The organism is Pseudomonas sp. B16120, from assembly GCF_044218845.1.
Classification (GTDB): Bacteria; Pseudomonadota; Gammaproteobacteria; order Pseudomonadales; family Pseudomonadaceae; genus Aquipseudomonas; species Aquipseudomonas paracarnis.
This window is the reverse complement of sequence record NZ_CP162588.1, coordinates 4,340,248-4,363,377: the sequence shown is the minus strand read 5'-3', so window position 1 is coordinate 4,363,377 and position 23,130 is coordinate 4,340,248. Positions and strand designations below refer to the sequence as shown.

23 protein-coding genes are annotated in these 23,130 nt (G+C 61.7%); 11 read left to right on the top strand and 12 right to left on the bottom strand.

Annotated elements, in window-relative coordinates; translation table 11 throughout:
• Window position 1 precedes the first annotated feature (1 nt).
• The 6 genes from motD (at window position 2) to yegS (ending at window position 5,330) form a co-directional block, all read left to right on the top strand.
• On the top strand, window positions 2-889 hold the full coding sequence (motD, locus tag AB4P90_RS20320) for a flagellar motor protein MotD (protein ID WP_014719333.1): 888 nt from the start codon (window positions 2-4) through the stop codon (window positions 887-889).
• Window positions 890-940: 51 nt separating this feature from the next.
• Window positions 941-1,729: a ParA family protein gene (locus tag AB4P90_RS20315; protein ID WP_014719332.1), complete on the top strand. Its 789-nt coding sequence runs from the start codon at window positions 941-943 to the stop codon at window positions 1,727-1,729.
• The gene (locus tag AB4P90_RS20310; protein ID WP_014719331.1) at window positions 1,729-2,520 is read left to right on the top strand and encodes a CheW domain-containing protein; all 792 of its coding nucleotides are present in this window, start codon (window positions 1,729-1,731) and stop codon (window positions 2,518-2,520) included. Before AB4P90_RS20315 ends, AB4P90_RS20310 begins: the two co-directional genes overlap by 1 nt.
• 79 nt (window positions 2,521-2,599) lie before the next feature.
• Window positions 2,600-3,082, top strand: coding sequence for a chemotaxis protein CheW (locus AB4P90_RS20305; protein WP_003192896.1), 483 nt, complete (start codon window positions 2,600-2,602; stop codon window positions 3,080-3,082).
• On the top strand, window positions 3,083-3,475 hold the full coding sequence (locus AB4P90_RS20300) for a DUF2802 domain-containing protein (RefSeq protein ID WP_014719330.1): 393 nt from the start codon (window positions 3,083-3,085) through the stop codon (window positions 3,473-3,475).
• Window positions 3,476-4,409: 934 nt separating this feature from the next.
• A complete protein-coding gene (gene yegS, locus AB4P90_RS20295; RefSeq protein ID WP_019818546.1) occupies window positions 4,410-5,330 on the top strand; it encodes a lipid kinase YegS in 921 nt (306 codons plus the stop codon).
• Here the strand turns inward: yegS and AB4P90_RS20290 are convergent.
• The 3 genes from AB4P90_RS20290 to AB4P90_RS20280 all read right to left on the bottom strand — a co-directional run bounded on the left by AB4P90_RS20290 (window position 5,289) and on the right by AB4P90_RS20280 (window position 7,545).
• The gene (locus AB4P90_RS20290; RefSeq protein ID WP_014719328.1) at window positions 5,289-5,948 is read right to left on the bottom strand and encodes a response regulator transcription factor; all 660 of its coding nucleotides are present in this window, start codon (window positions 5,946-5,948) and stop codon (window positions 5,289-5,291) included. The two genes, yegS and AB4P90_RS20290, sit on opposite strands and share 42 nt — an antisense overlap.
• Complete coding sequence (locus tag AB4P90_RS20285) at window positions 5,945-6,838, bottom strand: sensor histidine kinase (protein WP_060767608.1); 894 nt, start codon at window positions 6,836-6,838, stop codon at window positions 5,945-5,947. Before AB4P90_RS20285 ends, AB4P90_RS20290 begins: the two co-directional genes overlap by 4 nt.
• A gap of 260 nt (window positions 6,839-7,098) precedes the next feature.
• Window positions 7,099-7,545, bottom strand: coding sequence for a hypothetical protein (locus AB4P90_RS20280; protein ID WP_014719326.1), 447 nt, complete (start codon window positions 7,543-7,545; stop codon window positions 7,099-7,101).
• A gap of 548 nt (window positions 7,546-8,093) precedes the next feature.
• Between AB4P90_RS20280 and AB4P90_RS20275 the strand changes: the two genes are divergently transcribed.
• Window positions 8,094-9,029: a chemotaxis protein CheV gene (locus tag AB4P90_RS20275; protein ID WP_003192887.1), complete on the top strand. Its 936-nt coding sequence runs from the start codon at window positions 8,094-8,096 to the stop codon at window positions 9,027-9,029.
• Between the two features lie 38 nt (window positions 9,030-9,067).
• A complete protein-coding gene (locus tag AB4P90_RS20270) occupies window positions 9,068-9,874 on the top strand; it encodes an MOSC domain-containing protein (protein ID WP_032904201.1) in 807 nt (268 codons plus the stop codon).
• A gap of 49 nt (window positions 9,875-9,923) precedes the next feature.
• Here the strand turns inward: AB4P90_RS20270 and AB4P90_RS20265 are convergent, their stop codons facing one another.
• The 8 genes from AB4P90_RS20265 to AB4P90_RS20230 all read right to left on the bottom strand — a co-directional run bounded on the left by AB4P90_RS20265 (window position 9,924) and on the right by AB4P90_RS20230 (window position 19,307).
• The gene (locus AB4P90_RS20265) at window positions 9,924-10,208 is read right to left on the bottom strand and encodes a pyrimidine/purine nucleoside phosphorylase (protein ID WP_014719324.1); all 285 of its coding nucleotides are present in this window, start codon (window positions 10,206-10,208) and stop codon (window positions 9,924-9,926) included.
• Between the two features lie 198 nt (window positions 10,209-10,406).
• Window positions 10,407-10,949: an exonuclease domain-containing protein gene (locus tag AB4P90_RS20260; protein WP_395605336.1), complete on the bottom strand. Its 543-nt coding sequence runs from the start codon at window positions 10,947-10,949 to the stop codon at window positions 10,407-10,409.
• Between the two features lie 74 nt (window positions 10,950-11,023).
• The gene (locus AB4P90_RS20255; protein ID WP_019818533.1) at window positions 11,024-12,907 is read right to left on the bottom strand and encodes an acetyl/propionyl/methylcrotonyl-CoA carboxylase subunit alpha; all 1,884 of its coding nucleotides are present in this window, start codon (window positions 12,905-12,907) and stop codon (window positions 11,024-11,026) included.
• A gap of 109 nt (window positions 12,908-13,016) precedes the next feature.
• Complete coding sequence (locus tag AB4P90_RS20250) at window positions 13,017-13,778, bottom strand: enoyl-CoA hydratase/isomerase family protein (protein WP_089041954.1); 762 nt, start codon at window positions 13,776-13,778, stop codon at window positions 13,017-13,019.
• Window positions 13,775-14,932 (bottom strand): citronellyl-CoA dehydrogenase, encoded by a 1,158-nt coding sequence (atuD, locus tag AB4P90_RS20245; RefSeq protein ID WP_395605335.1) that lies wholly within the window; start codon window positions 14,930-14,932, stop codon window positions 13,775-13,777. Before atuD ends, AB4P90_RS20250 begins: the two co-directional genes overlap by 4 nt.
• A gap of 93 nt (window positions 14,933-15,025) precedes the next feature.
• On the bottom strand, window positions 15,026-16,639 hold the full coding sequence (gene atuC, locus AB4P90_RS20240; RefSeq protein WP_019818528.1) for a geranyl-CoA carboxylase subunit beta: 1,614 nt from the start codon (window positions 16,637-16,639) through the stop codon (window positions 15,026-15,028).
• A 4-nt stretch (window positions 16,640-16,643) separates the two neighbouring features.
• Complete coding sequence (locus tag AB4P90_RS20235) at window positions 16,644-17,516, bottom strand: SDR family oxidoreductase (protein WP_395605334.1); 873 nt, start codon at window positions 17,514-17,516, stop codon at window positions 16,644-16,646.
• 12 nt (window positions 17,517-17,528) lie between these two features.
• Window positions 17,529-19,307 carry an acyclic terpene utilization AtuA family protein gene (locus tag AB4P90_RS20230; RefSeq protein ID WP_395605333.1) on the bottom strand — a complete coding sequence of 593 codons (1,779 nt, stop codon included), beginning with the start codon at window positions 19,305-19,307 and terminating at the stop codon, window positions 17,529-17,531.
• A gap of 153 nt (window positions 19,308-19,460) precedes the next feature.
• Between AB4P90_RS20230 and AB4P90_RS20225 the strand changes: the two genes are divergently transcribed.
• The gene (locus AB4P90_RS20225) at window positions 19,461-20,084 is read left to right on the top strand and encodes a TetR/AcrR family transcriptional regulator (protein WP_014719316.1); all 624 of its coding nucleotides are present in this window, start codon (window positions 19,461-19,463) and stop codon (window positions 20,082-20,084) included.
• A gap of 92 nt (window positions 20,085-20,176) precedes the next feature.
• Entirely contained in the window at window positions 20,177-20,965 is a 789-nt protein-coding gene (locus tag AB4P90_RS20220) for an ABC transporter substrate-binding protein (RefSeq protein ID WP_020302548.1), read from the top strand.
• Between the two features lie 539 nt (window positions 20,966-21,504).
• Here the strand turns inward: AB4P90_RS20220 and AB4P90_RS20215 are convergent.
• Window positions 21,505-22,056: an RNA polymerase factor sigma-70 gene (locus tag AB4P90_RS20215; protein WP_014719314.1), complete on the bottom strand. Its 552-nt coding sequence runs from the start codon at window positions 22,054-22,056 to the stop codon at window positions 21,505-21,507.
• Window positions 22,057-22,357: 301 nt separating this feature from the next.
• Here AB4P90_RS20215 and AB4P90_RS20210 point away from each other — a divergent pair, with 301 nt between their 5' ends.
• Entirely contained in the window at window positions 22,358-23,110 is a 753-nt protein-coding gene (locus tag AB4P90_RS20210) for a thioesterase II family protein (RefSeq protein WP_038451030.1), read from the top strand.
• The last annotated feature ends 20 nt before the right edge of the window (window positions 23,111-23,130 follow it).

The following is a 23,130-nucleotide window of genomic DNA, read 5'->3' as shown; positions in this document are numbered from 1 at the left end:
TGTGAGCCGTCGCCGTCGCGAGCCCGAGGAACACGTCAACCACGAACGCTGGTTGGTGTCCTACGCGGACTTCATCACCTTGCTGTTCGCGTTTTTTGTGGTGATGTACTCGATCTCGTCGATCAACGAAGGCAAGTACAAGATCATTTCCCAGGCGCTGGTGGGCGTGTTCAACGATGCCGAGCGGTCGCTCAAGCCGATCCCTATCGGCGAAGAGCGGCCCAAGACCGTGACCCCGGCCAAGCCCCTGGTCAATGACAGTGATGAAACCGCTGCTGGCATCCAAGGCACCAGCGACCCGCTCAAGAGCATCGCCGACGATATCAGTGCCGCCTTTGGCGACCTGATCAGCTCCAACCAGATGACCGTGCGCGGCAATGAGTTGTGGGTGGAGATCGAGCTGAACTCCAGCCTGTTGTTCGCCAGTGCCGATGCATTGCCCAGTGACCAGGCGTTCACCATCATCGACAAGGTCGCGGCGATCCTCAAACCGTTTGAAAACCCGATCCACGTGGAAGGCTTCACCGACAATTTCCCCATCAGCACTGCGCAGTACCCGACCAACTGGGAACTGTCCTCGGCTCGCGCGTCGAGCATCGTGCGCATGTTGGCGATGCAGGGTGTGAACCCCCAGCGCCTGGCGTCGGTGGGCTATGGTGAATTCCAGCCGGTGGCCAATAACGCCACGGTCGAAGGCCGTGCCCGTAACCGCCGGGTGGTGCTGGTGGTCTCGCGCAACCTGGATGTGCGTCGCAGCCTGACCGGAACCGGCACCGCCAATGCCACCCCGGATGCGGCGTTGAAGCGTGCTGGCACACAAACTGCACCGCCCGTTGTCAAACCGCCGGTCCGACCGAGTAACGTCAATTCTCCGTCGCTGGCTCAATAACCGTATGCAATGTCTCGGTCGCGCCTGTGCCCGCCGGGAGGAACCAACCGAATGAGAGTCTGGGCAGTTGCCAATCAAAAGGGTGGAGTCGGCAAGACCACCACTTCCATCGCCTTGGCCGGTTTGCTGGCCGAAGCGGGCAAGCGTGTGGTCGTGGTCGACCTGGACCCCCACGGTTCCATGACCAGCTATTTCGGCTACGACCCGGATGCGCTGGAACATAGCTGCTATGACCTGTTTTTGCACAAGGGCAGCGTGCCGGCGGATCTGCCTGGGCAACTGCTGTTGCCCACCAGCAACGAAAGCATTTCCCTGCTGCCGTCGAGCACCGCCCTGGCCACGCTGGAGCGCCAGTCGCCAGGCCAGAGCGGCCTGGGCCTGGTGATCGCCAAGACCCTGGCGCAGCTTTGGCAGGACTTCGATTACGCGATCATTGACAGCCCGCCGTTGCTCGGCGTGCTGATGGTCAACGCGTTGGCGGCCAGCCAGCAATTGGTGATCCCGGTGCAGACCGAGCACCTGGCGGTCAAGGGCCTGGAGCGTATGGTCAGCACCCTGGCGATGATCAACCGTTCGCGCAAGCAGGCGCTGCCGTTCAGCATCGTGCCGACCTTGTTCGACCGTCGCACCCAGGCGTCCCTCGGCACCTTGCGCGTATTGCGCGATGCCTACCCGGACACCATCTGGAACGGTTACATCCCGGTGGACACGCGCCTGCGTGACGCCAGCCGTGCCGGGCTCACACCGTCGCAGTTCGACGGCAAGAGCCGTGGCGTGCTGGCCTACCGTGCGTTGCTCAAGCACCTGCTGTCGCAACAACTTGTGGCGCAGGTGGCGTGATGAACCGTCCTGTCGAATTCAAGACCCGCCCGCAACTGGCACTGGAATCCTACCTGGATGCCTTGCTGCAGGATGCGACGGCCGAGGAACTGCCAGAACCGATTCTGGTACTTGAGCCTGCTGTCGAACCCGAAAGCCCGCTGGATGAATTCCAGCAGGCGGTGATGGAAGAGCAGGCACGGGATGCGCAGGGGGTGGAGGTGCCCGTGGTGGTGCCAAGCGCCCCCGCGGTGGTGGCGCCCCCGGTGGTCGAACCGCTGGTGGACGTGCACCTGCCGCCCAGCATCACGCCGCCACCGGTGACGGGCGACGGTCGCCCCTCATGGGCGGCCGAGCCGTTCGAGTGCCTGCTGTTCGACGTCGCCGGGTTGACCCTGGCGGTGCCGCTGGTGTGCCTGGGCTCGATCTATTCCCTGGAAGGCCAGGAGCTGACGCCGCTGTTCGGGCAGCCGGAGTGGTTCCTCGGCATCCTGCCCAGCCAGGCCGGCAACCTCAAGGTGCTGGATACGGCGCGCTGGGTGATGCCCGACCGCTACCGCGATGATTTTCGCCAGGGCCTGCAATACGTGATCTCGGTGCAGGGCTACGAGTGGGGGCTGGCGGTGCATCAAGTCAGCCGCTCGTTGCGCCTGGACCCCAATGAAATCAAATGGCGCAGCCACCGCGGCCAGCGGCCGTGGCTGGCGGGCACGGTGATTGAACACATGTGCGCGTTGCTGGATGTCGCCGAACTGGCCGAGTTGATCGCCAGCGGTGCGGTGAAGGCAATGCCACAGAACAAACGCAGTTGATTGAACAATAAGGGCCGTGCGGTTGCGCGGCCTACGTGCACACACGCCGTCGATAGCGGCATTTGAAGGGGTCAGATGAATGAACAAGTCAGCGTCCGCACAAGGTTTGGATGATCCGATCCTGCAATGGGTGACCTTCAAGCTGGACAACGAAACCTACGGCATTAACGTGATGCGCGTGCAGGAAGTGCTGCGCTACACCGAGATCGCCCCGGTTCCAGGCGCGCCAAGTTACGTGCTGGGCATCATCAACCTGCGTGGCAACGTGGTGACGGTGATCGACACCCGCCAGCGGTTCGGCCTGGACACGGTTGAAGTCAGCGACAACACCCGTATCGTGATCATCGAGGCCGACAAGCAAGTGGTCGGCATCCTGGTCGACAGCGTGGCCGAGGTGGTTTACCTGCGCCAATCGGAAGTGGAAACCGCACCGAACGTCGGTAACGAAGAGTCGGCCAAGTTCATCCAGGGCGTGTGCAACAAGAACGGCGAACTGCTGATTCTGGTTGAGCTGGACAAGATGATGAGCGAAGAAGAGTGGTCGGAACTGGAGAGCATCTGATTGTTCCTTGAGGCAGCGGTGATTGTCCTGGCCCTGTTGTGGGCCGGGACCTTGGCGTTTGTGCTGCGCTATGTGCGCCAGCAGCGGGAGTTGGCCTTGCAACAGGCCGAGCGCGATGCGGTGCGTGACCGGCGCATTCTGGAACTGGTCAAGCGCGTTGATCATTACCAGCAAAGTGCGGTGCGGGTGGGGGATGAGGTGCATGAACTGCGTGCGATTCTTGCGCCGTTGCCGGACAGGTTGGTGCAGTTGGAGCAGCGTGATCCGTCGAACCTGTCGTTTGCCCAGGCGGCCAAGCTGGTCGGCATGGGCGCGACGGTGGATGAGTTGACCCAGTCGTGCGGGCTGACCCAGGCCGAGGCGCAGTTGATGAGTAAGTTGCACAAGGGCTGATTCTCGACGCGGCTTGGCCGCCGCAGCGATCAACTGTGGGAGCTGGCTTGCCTGCGATGACGGCCTACCAGCCGACACCTCTCTACCTGACACCCCCCGATCCAACTGTGGGAGCTGGCTTGCCTGCGATGACGGCCTACCAGCCGACACCTCTCTACCTGACACCCCCGATCCAACTGTGGGAGCTGGCTTGCCTGCGATGACGGCCTACCAGCCGACACCTCTCTACCTGACACCCCCGATCCAACTGTGGGAGCTGGCTTGCCTGCGATGACGGCCTACCAGCCGACACCTCTCTACCTGACACCCCCGATCCAACTGTGGGAGCTGGCTTGCCTGCGATGACGGCCTATCAGCCGACACTTCTCTGCCTGACACCCCCCGATCCAACTGTGGGAGCGGGCTTGCTCGCGAAGGCGGCCTGACAGGCGACGCTGTTATAGCGAGTACATATCCATTCCTGCGGTAACGGCCACTTAGGGTTCCGCCCTGACGGCGGCTCACTTTCGAAAAGCGCGAAAGTAAGCAAAGCGCTCTTGCCCCACCACTCGGCACCTCGCTTAGGCTCGGTGTGCCCGAACACAGTCTTGAATCCGTGGGCCGCCGCCACGCGCCATCCATGGCGCGGGGCGGCTAACCCGGCGTCCTGCCGGGTTACCCACGAATTCAAGCCTGCGTTCGGCCAGCGTGGTTTAACGGGGCGCCTGAGATCAAAAGCAGAGCAAGATCAAGATCAAGAGCGGCTCGCTTCGCATCGTGGTTACCGTTGGGTGGCAGATTTGAGGTCTTTGTCGATTGAACCGCCGCCATCGCAGGCAAGCCAGCTCCCACTTCTTGATCTGTGTACTTCAATCAATTTTCTCCAGCCACAGACTTTTCCTGTTCCCCAAAGGTCAACATCCTTCAAGCACCTTGACCCAGGAGATTCTCCCAAATGACCGCCCCCAAAGCCCTGTTGATCCTCCACGGCAAACAAGCCCTCAACGAGGATGTGCGCGCTGCCGTGCTGGCCCGGCGTGAGCAGGGTGGGGAGCTGGCCGTGCGGGTGACGTGGGAGGGCGGTGATGCCCGGCGACTGGTCAATGAAGCGCTGGCCGAGGGGTACACCCATATCATTGCCGGCGGTGGCGACGGCACCTTGCGCGATGTGGCCGAAGCCATGGCCCATGCCAACACCGACGCCAGCCTGGTGCTGATGCCCCTGGGTACCGCCAATGATTTCGCCAAGGCCGCCGGCGTGCCGTTGGAGCCGGCTGGCGCCCTGGCCTTGCTGGATGTGCCGCCCAAGGCGATTGACCTGGGCCAGGTCGGTGGGCAAATCTTCCTGAACATGGCCACCGGTGGTTTTGGCAGCCAGGTCACGGCCAACACGTCCGAAGACCTGAAGAAGGTCCTGGGCGGTGCCGCGTACCTGTTTACCGGTTTAACCCGCTTCAGTGAATTGAAAGCCGCCTACGGTGAATTGGAAGGCCCGGATTTCCATTGGAAAGGCGAGTTGCTCGCGCTGGGCATCGGTAACGGTCGCCAGGCCGGTGGCGGGCATGTGCTGTGCCCCGGTGCATTGGCTGATGACGGGCTATTGGATGTCAGCATCTTGCCGGCGCCTCAAGAGGTGGTCGGCACGTTGCGTGAGTTGATGAACAACGGCTGGGGCCTGGACACCATGTTCGTGCGCGCACGCCTGCCCTGGGTGAAGATCAAGGTCGCACAAGGCTTGTACATCAACCTCGACGGCGAGCCGCTGGAAGGCGACGACCTGCACTTCGAGGTGCTGCCCAAGGCCCTGCGCGTGCACTTGCCGCTGGGTTCGCCGTTAGTCGTCCAGGCTGATGATCTGCTCACGCACGGCAAATAACACCAGGCCCGCCACGTCAAAAATCTGCAAGCGCTTCATGATCTGCGAGCGGTGGGCTTCGACAGTCTTGATGCTCAGGCCCAGGCCGTGGGCAATTTCGCGGGTGGATTTGCCGCGCACGATCAAGCGCAGGATTTCCAGTTGCCGCGCCGTCAGGCTGTGGCTGTGGGCGACAGGCGCGCTGGGGGCCTGGCTACGGATCAGCGCCTGGTTGATCACTGTGTGGGCGATGGCGGGGCTCAGGTAGCGTTCGTTGTTACGCAGGGCCAGCAGGGCATGTTCCAGCTCGTTGGCGGTGGTGTCCTTGAGCAGGTAGCCGTGGGCACCGGACTCCAGTGCGCGCATGATCAGGTCCGGCTCGGTGTGCATCGACAGAATCAGCACCTTGCACGTGGGGTAAAAACGCTTGAGTTGCTGCAAGGCATCCAGCCCGCCGGTGTGCTTCATCGACAGGTCGAGCAGCACGATATCTGGCTGCAAGGCACTGTATTGCTCCAGTAGTTGCGCGCCATCGCTGGCTTCGCCGATGACGCTGTAGCCGGGAATATCCAGAATCAGCGCGCGCACGCCGGCGCGAATCAGTGCATGGTCGTCTACCAAGAGTAAATTGCAGGTCACTCGAGAACCTTAGGGGCGCTGGCCCGTTCGAGAGCGCGGGGCGCCCAAGGGAAAAGTGCGTTGATGCGTGTACCTTTGCCGGGCTCGCTGCTGACGGAAAAGGTGCCTCCCAGTTGGTGTGTTCGTTCGCACATACCGGCCATGCCCCGTTGGCCTTCCCGGCCCGGATCGGGGGCAGGCAAGAACCCCTGGCCGTCATCGCAGATTATCAACGACAAGCCTTCAGGCAGGCGTTGCAGACGCACCAGCAGGTTGCGAGCCTTTGCATGGCGAAGCATGTTGGTCACCGCTTCCTGAGTGACGCGAAAGGCCGCCACGGCCATTTCTTCGGGGATGCCGGTGAGCCGTTGCTGGCACTCCAGGCTCCAGCACACCTGGGTGTTTTCCAGGGTCTTGAGCAGGTGCGCGCGCAGGCTGGCTTCCAGGCCCAGGCTGGTCAGTTGGCGCGGGTTGAGGATGGCGCAGACGTCACGCACCTTGGCCAGGGTTTCATTGAGCGTATTGCACAGCACCGAACAATGGTTTTGCAGATCCTGGGGCAGGCGGCGCTGCAGCCATTCACTTTGCAGCTTGGCGGCTGTCAGTAGCTGGCCGATGTCGTCATGCAGTTCGCGGCTGAGTCGGTGACGTTCGTTCTCCTGAACTTGCAATAGGCGGGCGGCCAGTTCCTGAGGCTCGAACTTGATGGCTGTGCGCGAACGCCACTGTTGCAGCCCGACCACCATCAGCGTGGCGAGGTTGAGCAGCACGATCAGCAACGGCAGTGGCGCGTCCAGCAGATAGACCCACAGGCTCGCCACCAACGAGCACAGGCATAGCGAAAGGGTAAGGCGGCGTGCGTGGCTGGGGGACACGGACCTGGCGACAAGTGACTTGAAACTGGCGTACATAGCGGATGGAGCCAATGAGGGTTCACTGCGGGGAGGCCGGTTGACCGGGCTCTGTTTGGAGTGCGCTGCCAAATCGTTTTTAAGCCTGTTGAAGTTAAATCACTTCGGGGGGCGCATAGTAACACCCCTATTAGCGTTGGTCGTCTGATTGGGTTTATGGCCCACGCGAATACTCTGGGCGGGCACCCCAGAGTTCAACATGGAAAGTTGTATTAACAAAGTTGGTTTGTATCGTTATTGCATTGATAGCTAATTGATATTTATTGTGCGCGCCGATCATGCTGCGGAGTGTATTGGGGGGCTTTTTGCGGGATCTGCAAGCTGACCGCCTCAATCAGCGACGACTGCTCTTCTTCATCCAGACTAAGCTTGCCAGTACGGATATCGATCAGTTCCAGTTGCCAGGCCAGTAGCGTCAAGCAGTCATGCAAGGCATGCAGCGCCTGGTCATGCAATTGCACCGGGCTCACGGCATTGGCAATCAAGTATTGAATCTGCCGAGAGAACTCGCTAATGGCCTGCAATGCGAGACAGTCTGCGCTCTCGGCGAGCTTGTTCAGGCTGGCTTTCATGCAGTCGATAGCGTCACTGTCGTTTCGAATCAAATGCAGGTGGTTCAAGCACTCTTCTGACCTGATCAGCAGCTTTTCAGCCTCGTGCAGGAACTCGGGAAGTGCAGATTGCCACTCGTTACCGTCGTTCATCATGCAGGTCTCCGCAACGTAGGGTCGGATGATGAGATGTCGCACCGGGTGAATGACGTAAAACTAGCGCTGAAATACGGCTCGGACTTGTAGGTCGATTCTGATAATCCAGTAGGACGTTTAGCGAAGTGCTCACGAAAGTCGTATGTAGCCCCGGTTGTACGGGATGACACGACTTCAGTTGCCGATACGTGAGTGCCTGAAAGGCCCGTGGGCCAAGGGCTGGGGATGGCAAACAAAAGCCTGACTCCATTCATGCAATGAGAATGGCGTCACATTAATGGCTATTAGATATCGCGAATATCAGGTTGGGCCTGATTGCGCATAGGGGAATCCCCTATGTGGTGGAACTGCACGTCAATTCGACTGTCGCGCAAGGCGGCTTGAAAGAGCATCAGGGGCCTAGGCAGTAAAGCATGATGTCAGTGTGACATCAATGGATTTACATGGCATTTTATTCGGGTCAAGGTCCGGCGCTTGCCGCCGATAACGTGCTTATACAGTTGCACACCCTTTCAACGCGCCTGCGGCGTGTACACCAGGAGCTTTTAATGGCCGGCATTCTCGACACGGTAGATCAACGCACGCAATTGGTGGGTGAGAATCGCCTGGAAATTCTCATGTTCCGCCTCTTCGGACGGCAGTTGTTCGCGATCAACGTGTTCAAAGTGCAGGAAGTGCTGCAGTTGCCCAAGCTGACCCTGATGCCCCAGCGCCACCCGTTCGTGTGTGGGGTGGTCAACCTGCGTGGCCAGACCCTGCCGGTGATCGACCTGTCCCAGGCCATCGGTATGCGTCCTTTGGTGCCGGGCCCCAACAGCACCATTATCGTCACCGAATATAATCGCTCGGTGCAGGCGTTCCTGGTGGGCGGCGTCGACCGCATCGTCAACATGAACTGGGAAGCCATCCTGCCGCCGCCGACCAGCGCCGGTCGCCAGCACTACCTCACCGCCATCAGCAAGGTCGATGAGCAACTGGTGGAAATCATCGACGTGGAAAAAGTCCTCGCCGAGATCGTGCCCTACAACGCCAAGGTCTCCCGGGACAAACTTGAAGACCCGGTGCTGGAGCGTGCCCGTGGCCGCGAAGTGCTGCTGGTGGATGACTCCAACGTGGCGTTGTCGCAGCTGCGTGACACCCTGGGCCAGTTGGGTGTGAAGATGCACATTGCCAGCGACGGCCTCAAGGCATTGAACATGCTCAAGGCCTGGGCTGACAGTGGCCAGGTCATGACCGACAAACTGCTGATGATCTTTACCGACGCTGAAATGCCCGAGATGGATGGCTACCGCCTCACCACCGAGATCCGCAACGACCCACGCCTGCGCGGTCTGTACGTGGTGATGCACACCTCGCTGTCGGGCAGCTTCAATGATTCGATGGTCAAGAAGGTCGGCTGCGACAATTTCCTCTCCAAATTCCAGCCGGACAAGCTGGTGGACGTGGTGCGCCAGCGACTGATGTTGGACGAAATGCCCGCCTGACTTTAGGATGACACTTTGTTTCCTAGGAAGGCAGGCCCATGCTGCGTCTCAGCGCGTTGTACCGTTACCCCTTGAAGTCCGGCAAGGCCGAAACTTTGCAGCAGATTGGGCTGGATAAACTCGGGTTGGACGGGGATCGACGCTGGATGCTGGTGGATGAAGCCAGCGGGCGGTTCCTGACGCAGCGGGCCGTGGCGAAGATGAGCCAGCTCTCGGCGTTATGGAACAGCAGCGGGGGCCTGACCCTGAGCTCGCCGGGCTACGCGCCGCTGGATGTAGCGTTGCCGGGCAGCGCCAGCGAACTGCGCGGTGTGACCATTTGGCGTGACACTCTGCGCGTGCCGGATGCTGGCGATGAGGCCGCGGCCTGGGTCAGCGCGTTCATTGGCAAGCCGACGCGCCTGGTGCAACTGCCCCTGGAACGTGCGCGCACCACCGAAGCCGGTTATGGCAAGGATGACGACAAGGTCGGCTTCGCTGACGGCTACCCGTTGCTGTTGATCGGCCAGGGCTCCCTCGACGACTTGTGTGTAAAGATCGGCCGCCCGATGGAGATGCTGCGTTTTCGTCCCAACCTGGTCATCGAAGGCGCCGAGGCCTTCGCCGAAGACGGCTGGAAGCGCTTGCGCATCGGCGATGTGGAGTTTCGGGTGGTCAAGCCGTGTTCGCGGTGCATCCTCACCACCATCGACCCCCAGACCGGTGAGCGCAGCCCCGACCGCGAGCCCTTCACGACACTGGAAACCTACCGCAAGACCGAAAAGGGCGCGATGTTCGGCCAGAACCTGGTCAACGATGGCATCGGGCGCCTGGAAGTCGGCATGCCGGTAACGGTGTTGGAATAAAAAAAGCCCGTCTGGTGGGAGACGGGCTTTTTTGTGTGCCGGGTACCGCTTAGCCGCGGTATTCACACAGGTAGGCGGTGTCCACCGCAACCTTCAATTGGAACTTGCTGTTGGCCGGTACGTGGAACTGACTGCCGGCGGCGAAGGTTTCCCAGTCGCTGCTGTCAGGCAGCTTCACGGTCAGGGCGCCGGAGACCACGTGCATGATTTCACGTTGGGCGGTGCCGAATTCGTATTCACCCGGAGCCATCACGCCGATGGTCGCCGGCCCTTCTGCGGTGCCGAAAGCGATCGACTTGACGGTGCCGTCGAAGTACTCGTTGACTTTGAACATGGGTGAATCCTCGGAAAAAGGTCAAGACTTACGCCAACCACTGTAGGAGCGAGCTTGCTCGCGAAAAACCTGAGAACACCGCGTTAAAGCTGAGGCGCTGCGTTATCGTTGGCGACCTTCGCGAGCAAGCTCGCTCCTACAGGTGGGCAGCATCAACGGAAATTGGCTGGCCAGTATGCCCAAGGCTGCAAGCGCTGCCTAGACCGGCAAAATCAGTGGCAGCAGGCGCGCGGTGTTGCGTGCATCCTCCAGGGCGCGATGCTGCTGGCCATTGAACTGCATTCCGGCCAATTGCAGCGCACCATTGAGCCCCAGCGGCTTGTCCAGGCGCCGGGCCTTGGCAAAGCGTTGCTTGAGGTTCACATGCGGCGTGTCGCCCAAGGCGCTGGCGAGGCCATGGCGCTGCCACTCCAGCTCAAGCTGCACGCGATCATAGTCACCCCAGCTGGCCCAGCCTTCCAGGCGTGGCTGATGTTGGCCCAGCCAGCGCTCGAACAGCGGCCACACCTCGGTGATCGGCGCGGCCGTGTCGATATTGGCCTGGGTGATATGGGTGAGTTTGCGGCAAAAGGGTGTCAGCAATGGCCGGCGCAAGGGCCGCACAAAGCGCTGGAAGTGGTCCAGTTCGCGGCCCTGGCGGTTGACCAGGCTGGCACCGATCTCGATGACTTCCATCTCCGTCACGGGCCAGCCGCCGTCATCCGTTGTGGCTTCAAGGTCAATAATCAGCCAATGAGGCATGTGCAGGTTCCCGTACTCGTCCCTTCCTGATGGGGATAGAGCGTAGCCCGGCCCTGTAGTTCCGCCTAGGGGCGTTATTCGATCTCCAGCAAAACCTGACGGTTGCGCACCTGATCGCCCGTCATGACGCGCATCTCCTTGACGGTGCCATCGATGCCGGCCTTCAACGGGTGCTCCATTTTCATCGCTTCGAGCACCAGCAACAGTTGGCCTTTGCTGACGGCCTCACCGACGCACACCCGTATATCGACGATGGCGCCGTCCATGGGCGCCTGGACCGTACCGCTGCTGGCGTCGGCCTGGCGGCTGGCGACTTGCTGGGTGCGGTCGGTGACGGTCAGCCCTGGCAGCCATAGCCGGTTGCCGTCCAGGTGATAGGCGATGCGGCGGCGGATACCGTTGATGACCAGGCTGGCGTGGCGGCTGTCGGTGGTGAGTTGCAGGTCGTCAACGCTGACACTGTGGAGTTGGCCGTTGACCTCCAGGCGGTACGTGGCGGGGACACTCGCCGTGTTGCGCCAGCGCGCGAGTGTTTGGGGGTGCTGGTTGGCGCTGTGTTGATAAAACAGCGCGGCGGCCAGCGAGAGCTGTTCAGCGGTCGCCGTCTGCTGTGAGATGACGCTGAAGTGTTCGGCGATCAAGCCCGTGCTGAAGTCGCCGTTGATAAAGTCCGGGTGCTTGAGCAGGTCGATGAGCAAGCGCTGATTGGTCGCTACCCCCAGTAATACACTGTCTTCCACGGCCCGCAGCAGTTTTCGCCGGGCTTCTTCGCGGCTGGCGCCGTGGGCGATGATCTTGCCCAGCATTGGGTCGTAGAACGGGCTGACGGTTTGGCCTTCAAGCAGTCCATGGTCGATGCGTACGCCGGGGGCTGGTTCCCAACGCAACACGTCACCGGTTTGCGGCAGGAAACCCTGGGCCGGGTCTTCGGCGTACAGGCGCACTTCCATGGCGTGGCCGGTCAGGGTTACCTGTGATTGGGTGAGTGGCAGCGGTTGGCCGGCGGCGATCTGCAACTGCCAGTCCACCAGGTCGAGGCCGGTAATCATCTCGGTGACGGGGTGTTCGACTTGCAGGCGCGTGTTCATTTCCAGGAAATAAAACTGGCCGTTGCGGTCGAGCAGAAACTCCACGGTGCCGGCACCTACATAGTTCACCGCCCGCCCGGCCTTGAGCGCGGCTTCGCCCATGGCCTGGCGCAGATCGGCCGTCATCACGGGGCAGGGCGCTTCTTCAATGACTTTCTGATGGCGGCGCTGGATCGAACAGTCGCGTTCGCCGAGGTAGATGAGGTTGCCATGGCGGTCGCCGAACAGTTGCACTTCCACGTGACGCGGGTCGATCAACGCCTGTTCGAGGATCAACTCGTCGCTGCCGAACGCATTCATGGCTTCCGAGCGTGCGGTGCGCAGTTGCTCCAGCAGCTGTTCGCGCTGATGCACCAGACGCATGCCTCGTCCACCGCCACCGGCGCTGGCCTTGATCATCAGCGGGAAGCCGATGCGTTCGGCTTCCTGTTGCAGGGTGGCATCGTCCTGGGCACTGCCTTGGTAGCCGGCGATGCAAGGTACGCCGGCGTCGAGCATGGCGAGTTTGGACAGGCGTTTGCTGCCCATCAGTTCGATCGCTTCGGCGCTGGGGCCGATGAAGGTGAGCGTGGCCTGCAGGCAGGCGCGGGCGAAGTCGGGGTTTTCCGAGAGGAAGCCGTAGCCGGGGTGAATGGCGTCGGCGCCGGTCAGTTGGGCGGCGGCGAGGATGGCCTCTGTGTTCAGGTAGGACTGGTGGACGGGCGCCGGGCCGATGTGTACGGCTTCGTCGGCCATCTGCACGTGCAGGGCATCGGTATCGGCGTCGCTGTACACGGCCACGGTGCGGTAGCCGAGGGCCTGGGCAGTGCGCTGGATGCGGCAGGCGATTTCGCCGCGGTTGGCGATCAGGATCTTGCTGAATGCGGGCATTGGGTTATCCCTTGATGAATGTGGCGTGTGTTGGGGCCTCTTCGCAGGCAAGCCAGCTCCCACATTTGAAATGTGTTCCCCTGTGGGAGCTGGCTTGCCTGCGATGGCGTCATCGAGACCAACTCGGCTTTCGCTTCTGCACAAACGCCTGCGTCCCCTCAACCCCTTCTTCACTCCTCACCGCCTCGGCAAACCACTGCGCCCCGCGATCCAGCACGGTCTCAAGGGGCTCATCCACACTGGCCAGCAACAGCGCTTTAGTCCGTGCGTTCGCCCCCGGCGCACACTGCAACACCTGCCCCAACACCTCATCCACCCGCTGCGCCAATGCCTGGGAGTCGTGCTCGACAAAATGCACCACTCCCAGCCGCCCAGCCTCCACCCCATCAAACCGCGCCGCTGTCAGCGCCAGGCGCCGCGTGTGGGTAAGGCCAATACGCTTGACCACAAAGGGCGCAATCTGCGCCGGCAACAAGCCCAGGCGGGTTTCCGGCAAGCCGAATTGCGCCTGGCCCTGTGCAATCGCAATATCACTCACGCACGCCAGCCCGAACCCACCGCCCAGCACCGCGCCTTGCAGCACCACGATCACCACCTGCGCCAGCGCCTCCACCTCTTGCAGCAAGGTCCCAAACGCGCGGTTCAACGCTTGCAGTTGATCCCCCGCGCCGACCAGATCCTTCACATCGGCCCCCGCGCAAAAATGCCCGCCCGCGCCGCTGATCACCACGGCGCGCACCTGGCTGTCCAACTGCGCCAGTACCGCACGCAGCTCATTGACCATTTCAAGGCTCATTGCATTGCGGCATTCGGGCCGGTTGAGGGTGATATGCAGCACGCCGTTGTGGGCTTCTAGCAGCAAGGTGTTCATGGCTTTTTACCGGGCAGGGTGCCCATCAGTTTGCAGATGATGCCCAGCATGATTTCGTCGGCACCGCCGCCAATCGACACCAGGCGCACGTCGCGATAGGCGCGGGCCACCGGGTTGTCCCACATGAAGCCCATGCCGCCCCAATATTGCAGGCAACTGTCGCTGACCTCACGGCCCAGGCGCCCGGCCTTGAGCTTGGCCATGGAGGCCAGCCGCGTGACATCTAGGCCCTTGATGTACTGCTCGGTGGCCTGGTAGACCAAGGCGCGCAGGCATTCGATTTCGGTGGCCAGTTCCGCCAGGCGAAAGTGGATCACCTGGTTGTCGATCAACGCCTTGCCGAAGGTCTGGCGCTCCTTGCAGTATTCGATGGTGCTGTCGATGCAGTACTCCAGGCCCTTGATCATATTGGCCGCGCCAAACAGGCGTTCCTCCTGGAACTGCAACATCTGCATCATGAAGCCCGCGCCCTCGTGGCCGATGCGGTTGCGTTGCGGCACGCGCACGTCGTCGAAAAACACCTGGGCGGTCTCGGAGCTGTGCATGCCGAGTTTTTCCAACGGCGGGCTGACGCTGATGCCGGGGCTGTTCATCGGCACCATGATCAGGGATTTGTTGATGTGCGGCTTGTCGTCCGAGGTGTTGGCGAGCAGGCAGATGAAGTCGGCGCTGGGCGAATTGGTGATCCACATCTTGCTGCCATTGATCACATAGTCGTCGCCATCCTTGCGCGCATGGGTCTTGAGCCCGGCCACGTCGGAGCCGGCACCGGTTTCCGAGACACCGATGCAGCCGACCTGTTCGCCGCTGATGGCCGGGCGCAGGAACTCTTCGCGCAGTTCATCGGAGCCGAAGCGCGCCAGGGCCGGGGTGCACATATCGGTCTGCACACCAATGGACATGGGGATGCCGCCGCAGCGGATGGTGCCGAACTCTTCGGCGGCGATGATGGAATAGCTGTAGTCCAGGCCCATGCCGCCGAATTTTTCCGGTTTGGAAATGCCCAGCAGGCCGAGGTCGCCGGCCTTGCGGAAGATCTCGTGAATGGGAAAGCGTCCGGCTTTTTCCCATTCATCCACGTACGGGTTGATCTCGCGGTCGACGAAGGCGCGCACGGTGCGGCGCAGTTCCTGGTGTTCCTGGGTGAAGATCATTTTTATTGTTCTCCCTGTTGGGACGCGGAGCGTCCTGGTTTGCATTCCCACGCGGAGCGTGGGAGCGATCACCCACGTGGAGCGTGGGAACGATCAGCGCGCCACGCCGAAGGTGTTCGGTTGCAGTTGCCGCAGTTCGGCTTCGTGACAGATATCCAGCAAAAAACCGAGCAAGGTGCGGGTGTCCCGTGGATCAATCAGCCCGTCGTCCCACAGGTTGGCGCTGCCGTAGAGGGCGGTGGACTGGCTGTCGAGCTTCTGCGCGGTGACCTGTTCGAGCATGTCGAGCACTTTGGGGTCGGGCACCAGGCCGTCCTTGAGTTGCTTGGCCTCGGTGACAATGCGCAGCACCTTACCGGCCTGTGCGCCGCCCATCACTGCCGTGCGGCTGTTGGGCCAGGCGAAGATAAAGCGTGGGTCGAGGCCGCGGCCGCACATTGCGTAGTTGCCGGCACCGTAGGAGCCACCGACCACGATGGTGAGTTTAGGCACCCGGGCATTGGCCACCGCCTGGATCATCTTCGCGCCGTGCTTGATTACCCCTTGCTGTTCCGACTCGGTGCCCACCATGAAGCCGGTGGTGTTGTGCAAAAACAGCAGCGGCGTGCGGCTTTGGTCGCACAGCTGGATAAACTGCGCGGCCTTGCTCGCGCCCTTCGGCGTGATGGGGCCGTTATTGCCGATCACTCCCACGGCGCGCCCCTGGATATGCAGATGGGCACAGACGGTGTGGGGGTCGAACTCGCCCTTGAATTCCAGCAGGTTGGAACCGTCAGCCAGGCGCGCCAGGATCTCGCGCACGTCGTAGGGTTTTTTCGGGTCATCGGGGATCAGCCCCAACAGCTCTTCAATCGGATACAGCGGTTCGCGATAAGCGCGTTGTGGTGCGTGCGGCAAGCGATCATTCCAGGGCAGCAGGCCCACAATTTCACGCACGATGCGCACGCCGTCGGCATCGTCTTGGGCCAGGTACTCAGCGGTGCCGGCGGTTTGCGCGTGCATCTGCGCACCCCCCAGTTCTTCATCGGTGGCGACTTCGCCAGTGGCGGCCTTGAGCAACGGTGGCCCGGCGAGGAACAGCTTGGCCTTGCCGCGCACCACCACCACGTAATCCGACAGGCCCGGCTGATACGCACCGCCGGCCGTGGCCGAGCCGTGCACCACGGTAATCTGCGGCAAGCCCATGGCGGACATGCGGGCCTGGTTGGCAAAGCTGCGCGCGCCTTCGACGAAAATCTCGGCGGCGTAGTTGAGGTTGGCGCCGCCGCTTTCGGCGAGGGTCACCACCGGCAGTTTGTTCTCCATGGCGATCTGTTGCAGGCGCAGAGATTTCTTCAGCCCGGAAGGGGAAATGGTGCCGCCTTTGATCGCGCTGTTGTTGGCCACCACCAGCATGCGCACGCCGCTGACATAGCCGATGCCGGCGATCAGCCCGCCACCGGCGGCGCTGCCGTCCTTGTCGTCGTGGAGTTTGTAGCCGGCCAGGCTGGCCAGCTCCAGGAACGGCGCGCCGGGGTCCAGCAGCAGGTTGAGGCGCTCACGGGGCAGCAATTGGCCGCGCTTGTCGAACTTGGGCTTGGCTTCCTGGGCCTTGGCCAGCAGGGCGTGTTCCAGTTGGCGCAGTTGGGCGATGCACGCCAGCATGGCTTCGCGGTTCTGCGCGAACGCTGGGCTGTTGGGGTCGATCAGGGTTTCAATGGTTGGCATGGCGTTATTGCTCCGCCTTGAGCACATCCGGCAGGTAGGCGCGGTGGAACCCGTTGAACGGCTCGCTCGGCGCCTGCGCCTTGTGCAGCGGCCATGCGCGGCTGCCCAGGCTGGCGGCGCCGTCGATGCGCAGGGTGCTGCCGCTGATAAAGGCCGCAGCCGGGCTGAGCAGGAAGACGATGGCCGCGCTGACTTCCGACTCGGTGCCGATGCTCTTGAGCGGCACATGCTCACGCAGGGTGGGAATCACCGCCTTGAACGCGCCTTCGTAGGTGTCCATGCCGCTGGAGGCAATCCAGCCAGGCGCCACGGCGTTGACGCGCACCCCGGCATAGCCCCACTCAAACGCGGCGGTCTTGGTGAAGTTGTCCATGCCGGAGCGCGCCGCGCCGGAGTGGCCCATGCCGGGCATGCCGCCCCACATGTCGGCGAGCATGTTGACGATCGCGCCACCGTGCTTGCTCATCGACTGGTTGAACACTTCCCGCGCCATCAGGAAACCGCCCACCAGGTTGGTGCGCAGTACGGTTTCAAAGCCCTTCTGATTGATCGCGGCCAGGGGCGACGGGTATTGGCCGCCGGCGTTATTCACCAGCCCATGGATGGGGCCGTGGTCGTGCAGAACTTGCGTGACCAGTGCCTTCACCGCCTCTTCATCGCGGATGTCACAGGCCTGCCAATGGGCGACGCCGCCGTCATCGATAATTTCCTGTGCAACCTGCTGCAACTTGTCCGGCTTGCGCCCCACCAGGATCACGCGGGCGCCAAGGGCCGCCAGTTCATGGGCGGTGCAACGGCCAATGCCACTGCCGCCGCCGGTGACGATCAGGGTTTGCCCTTGGAACAGGTCGGCTTTGAAGATCGAGTCGAAGGCCACGGCAACGGTCCTTTAGGTGAGTTGATCGGCAATGTGTTGCGGTACGGCGATGGGGATTTCCAGCAGTTGCTGGGCGAAGGCCTTGCCCTGGGGATCGATGCGCAAACTGGCGATGCCGCCGCCGCCCAGGGCGTTTTCCAGCAGGAAGTTGAGGCTGTGACTGCCGGGCAAGTACCAGCGCTCGACGCGGCCATGGATCGGGTCGAGCACGTGGTCCATCCAGTCGACGATTACCTCCGGGGTCAGGGCTTCGGCGATCCACGGCAGGTAGTCAGGGTGGCGAGCGATCACGCCGATATTGCTGTGGTTGCCCTTGTCACCTGAGCGCGCCACGGCGAGTTTCACCAGCGGCACACTGGCATCGGCACGGCCCTCCGGCTTGGCCGGCTCGATGGGCACAGCCGGCGTGAGCAGAGGCGCGGAGGCGGGCAGCTCGACGGCATGACGTTGGTCTTGGTACTCGATGGCGACGCTACACCGTGATTTGTCGACCAGGAACGAAAACAGCCGAATCAGCGGATACACCGTCGGCCGCCCGCCCACAATGCCGGTCAGCCCCGGTGCCATGCCGGTGGCCGCCTGGGCGATCTCGCGAGCGAACAGTACCAGCGCCTGCTTGTTCGGATGCCGCACCGCCAGCTTCACCACCACTTCGCGGCAATCCGCACGCCGGGCGTGGGCGCCGTAGGTGGCTTCGCTGCCGAGCAGTTCGATGTTGACGTCGGTGTAGGGCGCCCAGCCGCGCTGGCTGAACAGCTCCGAAGTCTTGTTGATGAGCGCCTGGCTGACCCGCTCGGCCTTGGCCACCGCGTCGATGCCAGCGAGCAGGCAACTGGCGGTGCAGCGAAAGCCATCGGGGTAGGTGGCGCTGACCTTGTACTGGTCGGTGGGTGGCAGGCCCTTGGCGCCGTGCAGGCGCACCGCGTGTTTGCCTTGTTGCTGCAGTTTGACCTGGCTGAAATCGCAGATCACGTCCGGCAGCACATAGGCGCGCGGGTCACCGATTTCATACAGCAGTTGTTCGGCCACGCTGAGTTCGCTGATCAGCCCCCCGCTGCCTTCGACCTTGTTGACGGTGAACTGGCCGTCGGCGCTGACTTCGACGATAGGGAAGCCGATGTGTTCGTAGTCGGGCACGTCACGCCAGTCGGTGAAGTTTCCGCCGGTGCATTGGGCGCCGCATTCGATGATATGCCCGGCCAGGGCAGCCTGGGCCAGGTGATCGTAGTCCTGCCATGACCAATTGAATTCATACACCAGTGCCGCGCTGACCACTGCGCTGTCGACCACCCGGCCGGTGATGACAATATCAGCGCCGAGCCCCAGGGCCTGGGCAATGCCCGGTGCGCCGAGGTAGGCGTTGGCGGACACGCACAGAGGCGGCAGCGGAGCGCCGTTGTACAGGTCGGTGACAGGTGGCAGCTGTTTGAGTTGAGGGTGCAGGTCATCGCCGAGCAACACGGCGATTTTCAGCGGGATGTGCGCGTTATCGCAGGCCGCTTGCAGGGCGGCGGCGCAGGCTTGGGGGTTGATACCACCGGCATTGCTGATCACCCGGATGCCCTGGCGCTGGATATCCGCCAGCAGGGGTGTCAGCACCTCGACAAAATCCGTGGCGTAACCGGCCTTGGGGTCTTTCAGGCGGGCACCGGCGAGGATCGACAGGGTGACTTCCGCGAGGTAATCGAACACCAGGTAATCCAAGGCACCGCCCTGCACCAATTGGGCGGCGGCGGTGCAAGTGTCGCCCCAGAAGGCGCTGGCGCAGCCGATACGTACCGTCTTGCTCATGAGAAATCCTTCCTCTAAGGGCTGGTGCCGAGACTACCAAGCAAGCGCTTGGTTTGTAAACTCCAGTCACAAGTTTTACCCAAGCGCTTGCTTGGGTGGCAGTCACGGCCTAAATTGCCGGCCAAGACGACAGTAGACGTGAAGGAGAGCAGCATGGATGAGCACAAAGCCCTGGGGGTGATGCGCACCATGGTCGACAGTGGCCAATTGACCGACCCCGAGAGCGCCCGCGGCAAGTTGCTGCAAACCGCGGCTCATCTGTTTCGCAACAAGGGTTTCGAGCGCACCACCGTGCGAGATCTGGCCAGCGCCGTGGGCATCCAGTCCGGCAGCATCTTTCATCACTTCAAGAGCAAGGATGAGATATTGCGTGCCGTGATGGAGGAAACCATCCATTACAACACCGCGATGATGCGCGCTTCACTGGAGGAGGCGAGCACGGTGCGCGAACGCGTGCTGGCGCTGATCCGCTGCGAGTTGCAGTCGATCATGGGTGGCAGTGGCGAGGCCATGGCGGTGCTGGTCTACGAATGGCGCTCGCTGTCGGCCGAAGGCCAGGCGCACGTGCTGGCCCTGCGTGACGTGTATGAGCAGATCTGGTTGCAGGTACTGGGCGAGGCCAAGGCCGCTGGCTACATCCGGGGCGATGTGTTTATTACCCGGCGCTTCCTCACCGGGGCCTTATCCTGGACCACCACCTGGTTTCGTGCCCAAGGCAGCCTGACCCTTGAGGAGTTGGCCGAAGAGGCCTTGTTGATGGTGCTGAAGTCGGACTGAGGCGCAAGTTATTAATTTGCTGGCGAAAGTTGTCTCCCCCAGTAAAAACGCCTAGCTTATCGGCATTGAACTCTTCAACGGTGTGTGCCTCGATGTTTTCGCCATGGCGGCTGGCTGCAGGACTTACTTTATGGGCACTGGGCACCGCCGCGTGGACGCAGGCTGGTGCCGCGCAGTTGGTGAGAATCGGCGCGGCGCATTTTCCGCCCTACACCGTACGCCCTGAACAAGGCGCCGACACCGGGTTGCTGCCGCAATTGGTCGAGGCGTTGAACGCTGCGCAAACCGATTACCAGTTTGTGGTGGTGCCTACCTCGATACCTCGGCGTTTTCGTGACTTCGAGCAAGGCCGGGTCGACATGGCGATCTTCGAAAACCCGTCCTGGGGTTGGCAGAATATTGCCCATACCAGTGTTGATATGGGGCTGGAAGATGCGGAGATTTTTGTCGCTCAGCGTCAGCCCGGTCGCGACCAGAGTTATTTTTCCGACCTCACCGGCAAGCGCCTGGCGGTATTCAGCGGGTATCACTATGCCTTTGCTGACTTCAATCCCGATCCCAAGAACATGGCCGAGCGTTTCAACGCGACGTTGACCTACTCCCATGACAGTAATCTGCTGATGGTTGCTCGTGGGCGTGCGGATATTGCGTTGGTTACCCGTTCGTACCTGAGTGATTTCATGGTGCGCAACGCGGACATGGCGGGGCAGTTTTTGGTGTCGGAGCGTATTGACCAGGTGTATCACCACTATGCGTTGTTGCGGCCCAAGGCACCGATCACTGGTCCGGCGTTTGCCGAACTGCTCAAGCGTCTGCGCGACAGTGGCCAGATGCTGAAGATTTTTGAGCCGTATCGTATTGATGTGACGCCGGTGCCCTGAGGTCTTTGTGAATAAAATCCTTCGGGCGCAGTGGGATCAACTGTGGGAGCTGGCTTGCCTGCGATGGCGGCCTGACAGCCGACACAGATTAACTGATGCTGATGCCCCGCGATCCAATGTGGGAGCTGGCTTGCCTGCGAAGACGGCCTGACAGTCAACACAGTTGGACCGTGTACATATCCATCCCTGCGGTAACGGCTACTTAGGGTTCCGCTTTTACAGCGGCTCACTTTTGAAAAGCGCAAAAGTAAGCAAAACGCTCTTGCCCCACCACTCGGCACCTCGCCCAGGCTCGGTGTGCCCGTAATCCGCCAGTGATTTGGGGGGCCGCCGCCACGCGCCATCCATGGCGCGGGGCGGCTAAACCGGCATCCCTGCCGGTTTACCTCCCAAATCCCTGTCGAATTCCGGCCAGCGTGGTTTAACGGGGCGCCTAAGATCAAAAGCCAGATCAAGATCACAAGCAGATCAAGATCAAGAGCGGCTCGCTTCGCATCGTAGTTTCCGTGGAGCCCTTACCCACATATGTCGGCGCTGCATTAAACCCGCCGCGCAAACGTATCGCTATGACTGCCCGACACCTTGCGGCAATGCACCAGCGCATCGCGAATCATGAAGTTCACCAAGGTCGGAGACACCCCAAGCTCCTTGGCGATGTCTTTTTGCGGCACGCCATGCAAGCGGTACATCTCGAACGCGTAGCGGGTACGCTGGGGCAGTTGCGTCAGGGCGTCGGCGATGTTTTCCAGGGTGTTGAAATTGATGTGCGAGGTTTCCGGTGAAGCGCCGTGAATAACCACATTCAAGCCTTCCTCTTCGGTCCCGGAGTATTTGAGCTCCAGGGCCTGCTTGCGGTAATGATCGATCGCCAGGTTGCGCACGATCTGAAACAGATAACTCAGTTGGGCCTTGAACGATGAGGTGATGGTCGGCGCCGACTGCAGCCGGAAGTAGGCGTCCTGCACCACGTCTTCGGCGCGTGAGCGGCACCCGGTGATACGGGCCGCGATCTTCACCAGAATCAGTCGATTGTCGACGAACGCCTGGAGAAGGGGTGAATCGCACCTGCCTGTGGATACTGGTTCCGTCATGGAAATCACCTTGCTGCGAATAGGTTAGGGGAGGGCATCCCTGCTGAGGCCTCCTACATATCGGGCAACAAATTATGCTTAATGATAATGATTGTCAAATGAGAAGGCGAACTAATCTTATGCCTTGGGCAAAGGTGTGAACCACGTCTCGCTCGCCCCCGGCGACTAATTATTTGAAGGCTCCGTCCGTTCTCATGGGTGACAGGTTCGTTAGTACAACGGCCAAGGATCAGCACCCGCAGGAGGACCAGATGGGTTTTTATCGTGCATTCAGCGTGTTTCAGTTCGGAGTCCTCGCGGGATGAGTACGTCCCTGCGGCTGCGCCTGTTTTGCCTGCCCCACTCAGGCGCCAGCGCCTCGGTCTACGCTCGCTGGCGCCGGGTGCTGCCGGACTGGCTGCAAGTGTGCCCGCTGGAATTGCCGGGACGCGGCATGCGCATGGACGAGCCATTGCAGCGCGATATCAAGGCCTTGGCCGCGCAGCTTGCTGAAGAAATCAGCCGTGATCTCGATGGCCCCTATGCCTTGTTCGGCCACAGCCTTGGCGGGCTGTTGGCGTTTGAATTGGCTCACGCTTTGAACGCGCGCAATCTGCCTGCGCCCCTGGCGTTGTTCGCGTCCGGCACGGCGGGCCCGGCGCGTCGTGATGTGAGTGAGTACGCCGTCGAAAAGACCGATGCCCAACTGATTGCCCGCCTGCGGCAATTGCAAGGCACCGCCGAAGAAGCCCTGGCCAACCCCGAGCTGATGCAACTGATGTTGCCGATCCTGCGCGCCGATTTCCTGCTGTGCGGCAGTTTCACCTATGGCGAGCGCCAGCCCCTGGCGCTGCCGATCCATGTGTTCGGTGGCAAGCAGGACAGCGTGCGTGCCGACCAGTTGCTCGACTGGCAACTCGACGCTGCCAGTGGGTTTTCCCTGGACATGTTTGACGGCCATCACTTCTTCCTCGTGCAGCACGAAAGCGCCGTGCTGCGGTGCGTGCGTCGCTATGCCGACGAGCACTTGGCGCGCTGGCGCATTGGCGCGGCGCGGCAGCTCGTCGCCGGCTGACCTCCACCGACTTCCCGAAT

What these genes read in the sequence shown, in the direction of transcription:
- AB4P90_RS20315 (WP_014719332.1), top strand. Translation starts at nt 941, where the DNA reads ATGAGAGTCTGGGCAGTTGCCAATCAAAAGGGTGGAGTCGGCAAGACC.
- AB4P90_RS20310 (WP_014719331.1), top strand. Translation starts at nt 1,729, where the DNA reads ATGAACCGTCCTGTCGAATTCAAGACCCGCCCGCAACTGGCACTGGAA.
- AB4P90_RS20305 (WP_003192896.1), top strand. Translation starts at nt 2,600, where the DNA reads ATGAACAAGTCAGCGTCCGCACAAGGTTTGGATGATCCGATCCTGCAA.
- yegS (WP_019818546.1), top strand. Translation starts at nt 4,410, where the DNA reads ATGACCGCCCCCAAAGCCCTGTTGATCCTCCACGGCAAACAAGCCCTC.
- AB4P90_RS20285 (WP_060767608.1), bottom strand. Translation starts at nt 6,838, where the DNA reads ATGTACGCCAGTTTCAAGTCACTTGTCGCCAGGTCCGTGTCCCCCAGC.
- AB4P90_RS20280 (WP_014719326.1), bottom strand. Translation starts at nt 7,545, where the DNA reads ATGATGAACGACGGTAACGAGTGGCAATCTGCACTTCCCGAGTTCCTG.
- AB4P90_RS20275 (WP_003192887.1), top strand. Translation starts at nt 8,094, where the DNA reads ATGGCCGGCATTCTCGACACGGTAGATCAACGCACGCAATTGGTGGGT.
- AB4P90_RS20270 (WP_032904201.1), top strand. Translation starts at nt 9,068, where the DNA reads ATGCTGCGTCTCAGCGCGTTGTACCGTTACCCCTTGAAGTCCGGCAAG.
- AB4P90_RS20265 (WP_014719324.1), bottom strand. Translation starts at nt 10,208, where the DNA reads ATGTTCAAAGTCAACGAGTACTTCGACGGCACCGTCAAGTCGATCGCT.
- AB4P90_RS20260 (WP_395605336.1), bottom strand. Translation starts at nt 10,949, where the DNA reads ATGCCTCATTGGCTGATTATTGACCTTGAAGCCACAACGGATGACGGC.
- AB4P90_RS20255 (WP_019818533.1), bottom strand. Translation starts at nt 12,907, where the DNA reads ATGCCCGCATTCAGCAAGATCCTGATCGCCAACCGCGGCGAAATCGCC.
- AB4P90_RS20250 (WP_089041954.1), bottom strand. Translation starts at nt 13,778, where the DNA reads ATGAACACCTTGCTGCTAGAAGCCCACAACGGCGTGCTGCATATCACC.
- atuD (WP_395605335.1), bottom strand. Translation starts at nt 14,932, where the DNA reads ATGATCTTCACCCAGGAACACCAGGAACTGCGCCGCACCGTGCGCGCC.
- atuC (WP_019818528.1), bottom strand. Translation starts at nt 16,639, where the DNA reads ATGCCAACCATTGAAACCCTGATCGACCCCAACAGCCCAGCGTTCGCG.
- AB4P90_RS20230 (WP_395605333.1), bottom strand. Translation starts at nt 19,307, where the DNA reads ATGAGCAAGACGGTACGTATCGGCTGCGCCAGCGCCTTCTGGGGCGAC.
- AB4P90_RS20225 (WP_014719316.1), top strand. Translation starts at nt 19,461, where the DNA reads ATGGATGAGCACAAAGCCCTGGGGGTGATGCGCACCATGGTCGACAGT.
- AB4P90_RS20220 (WP_020302548.1), top strand. Translation starts at nt 20,177, where the DNA reads ATGTTTTCGCCATGGCGGCTGGCTGCAGGACTTACTTTATGGGCACTG.
- AB4P90_RS20215 (WP_014719314.1), bottom strand. Translation starts at nt 22,056, where the DNA reads ATGACGGAACCAGTATCCACAGGCAGGTGCGATTCACCCCTTCTCCAG.
- AB4P90_RS20210 (WP_038451030.1), top strand. Translation starts at nt 22,358, where the DNA reads ATGAGTACGTCCCTGCGGCTGCGCCTGTTTTGCCTGCCCCACTCAGGC.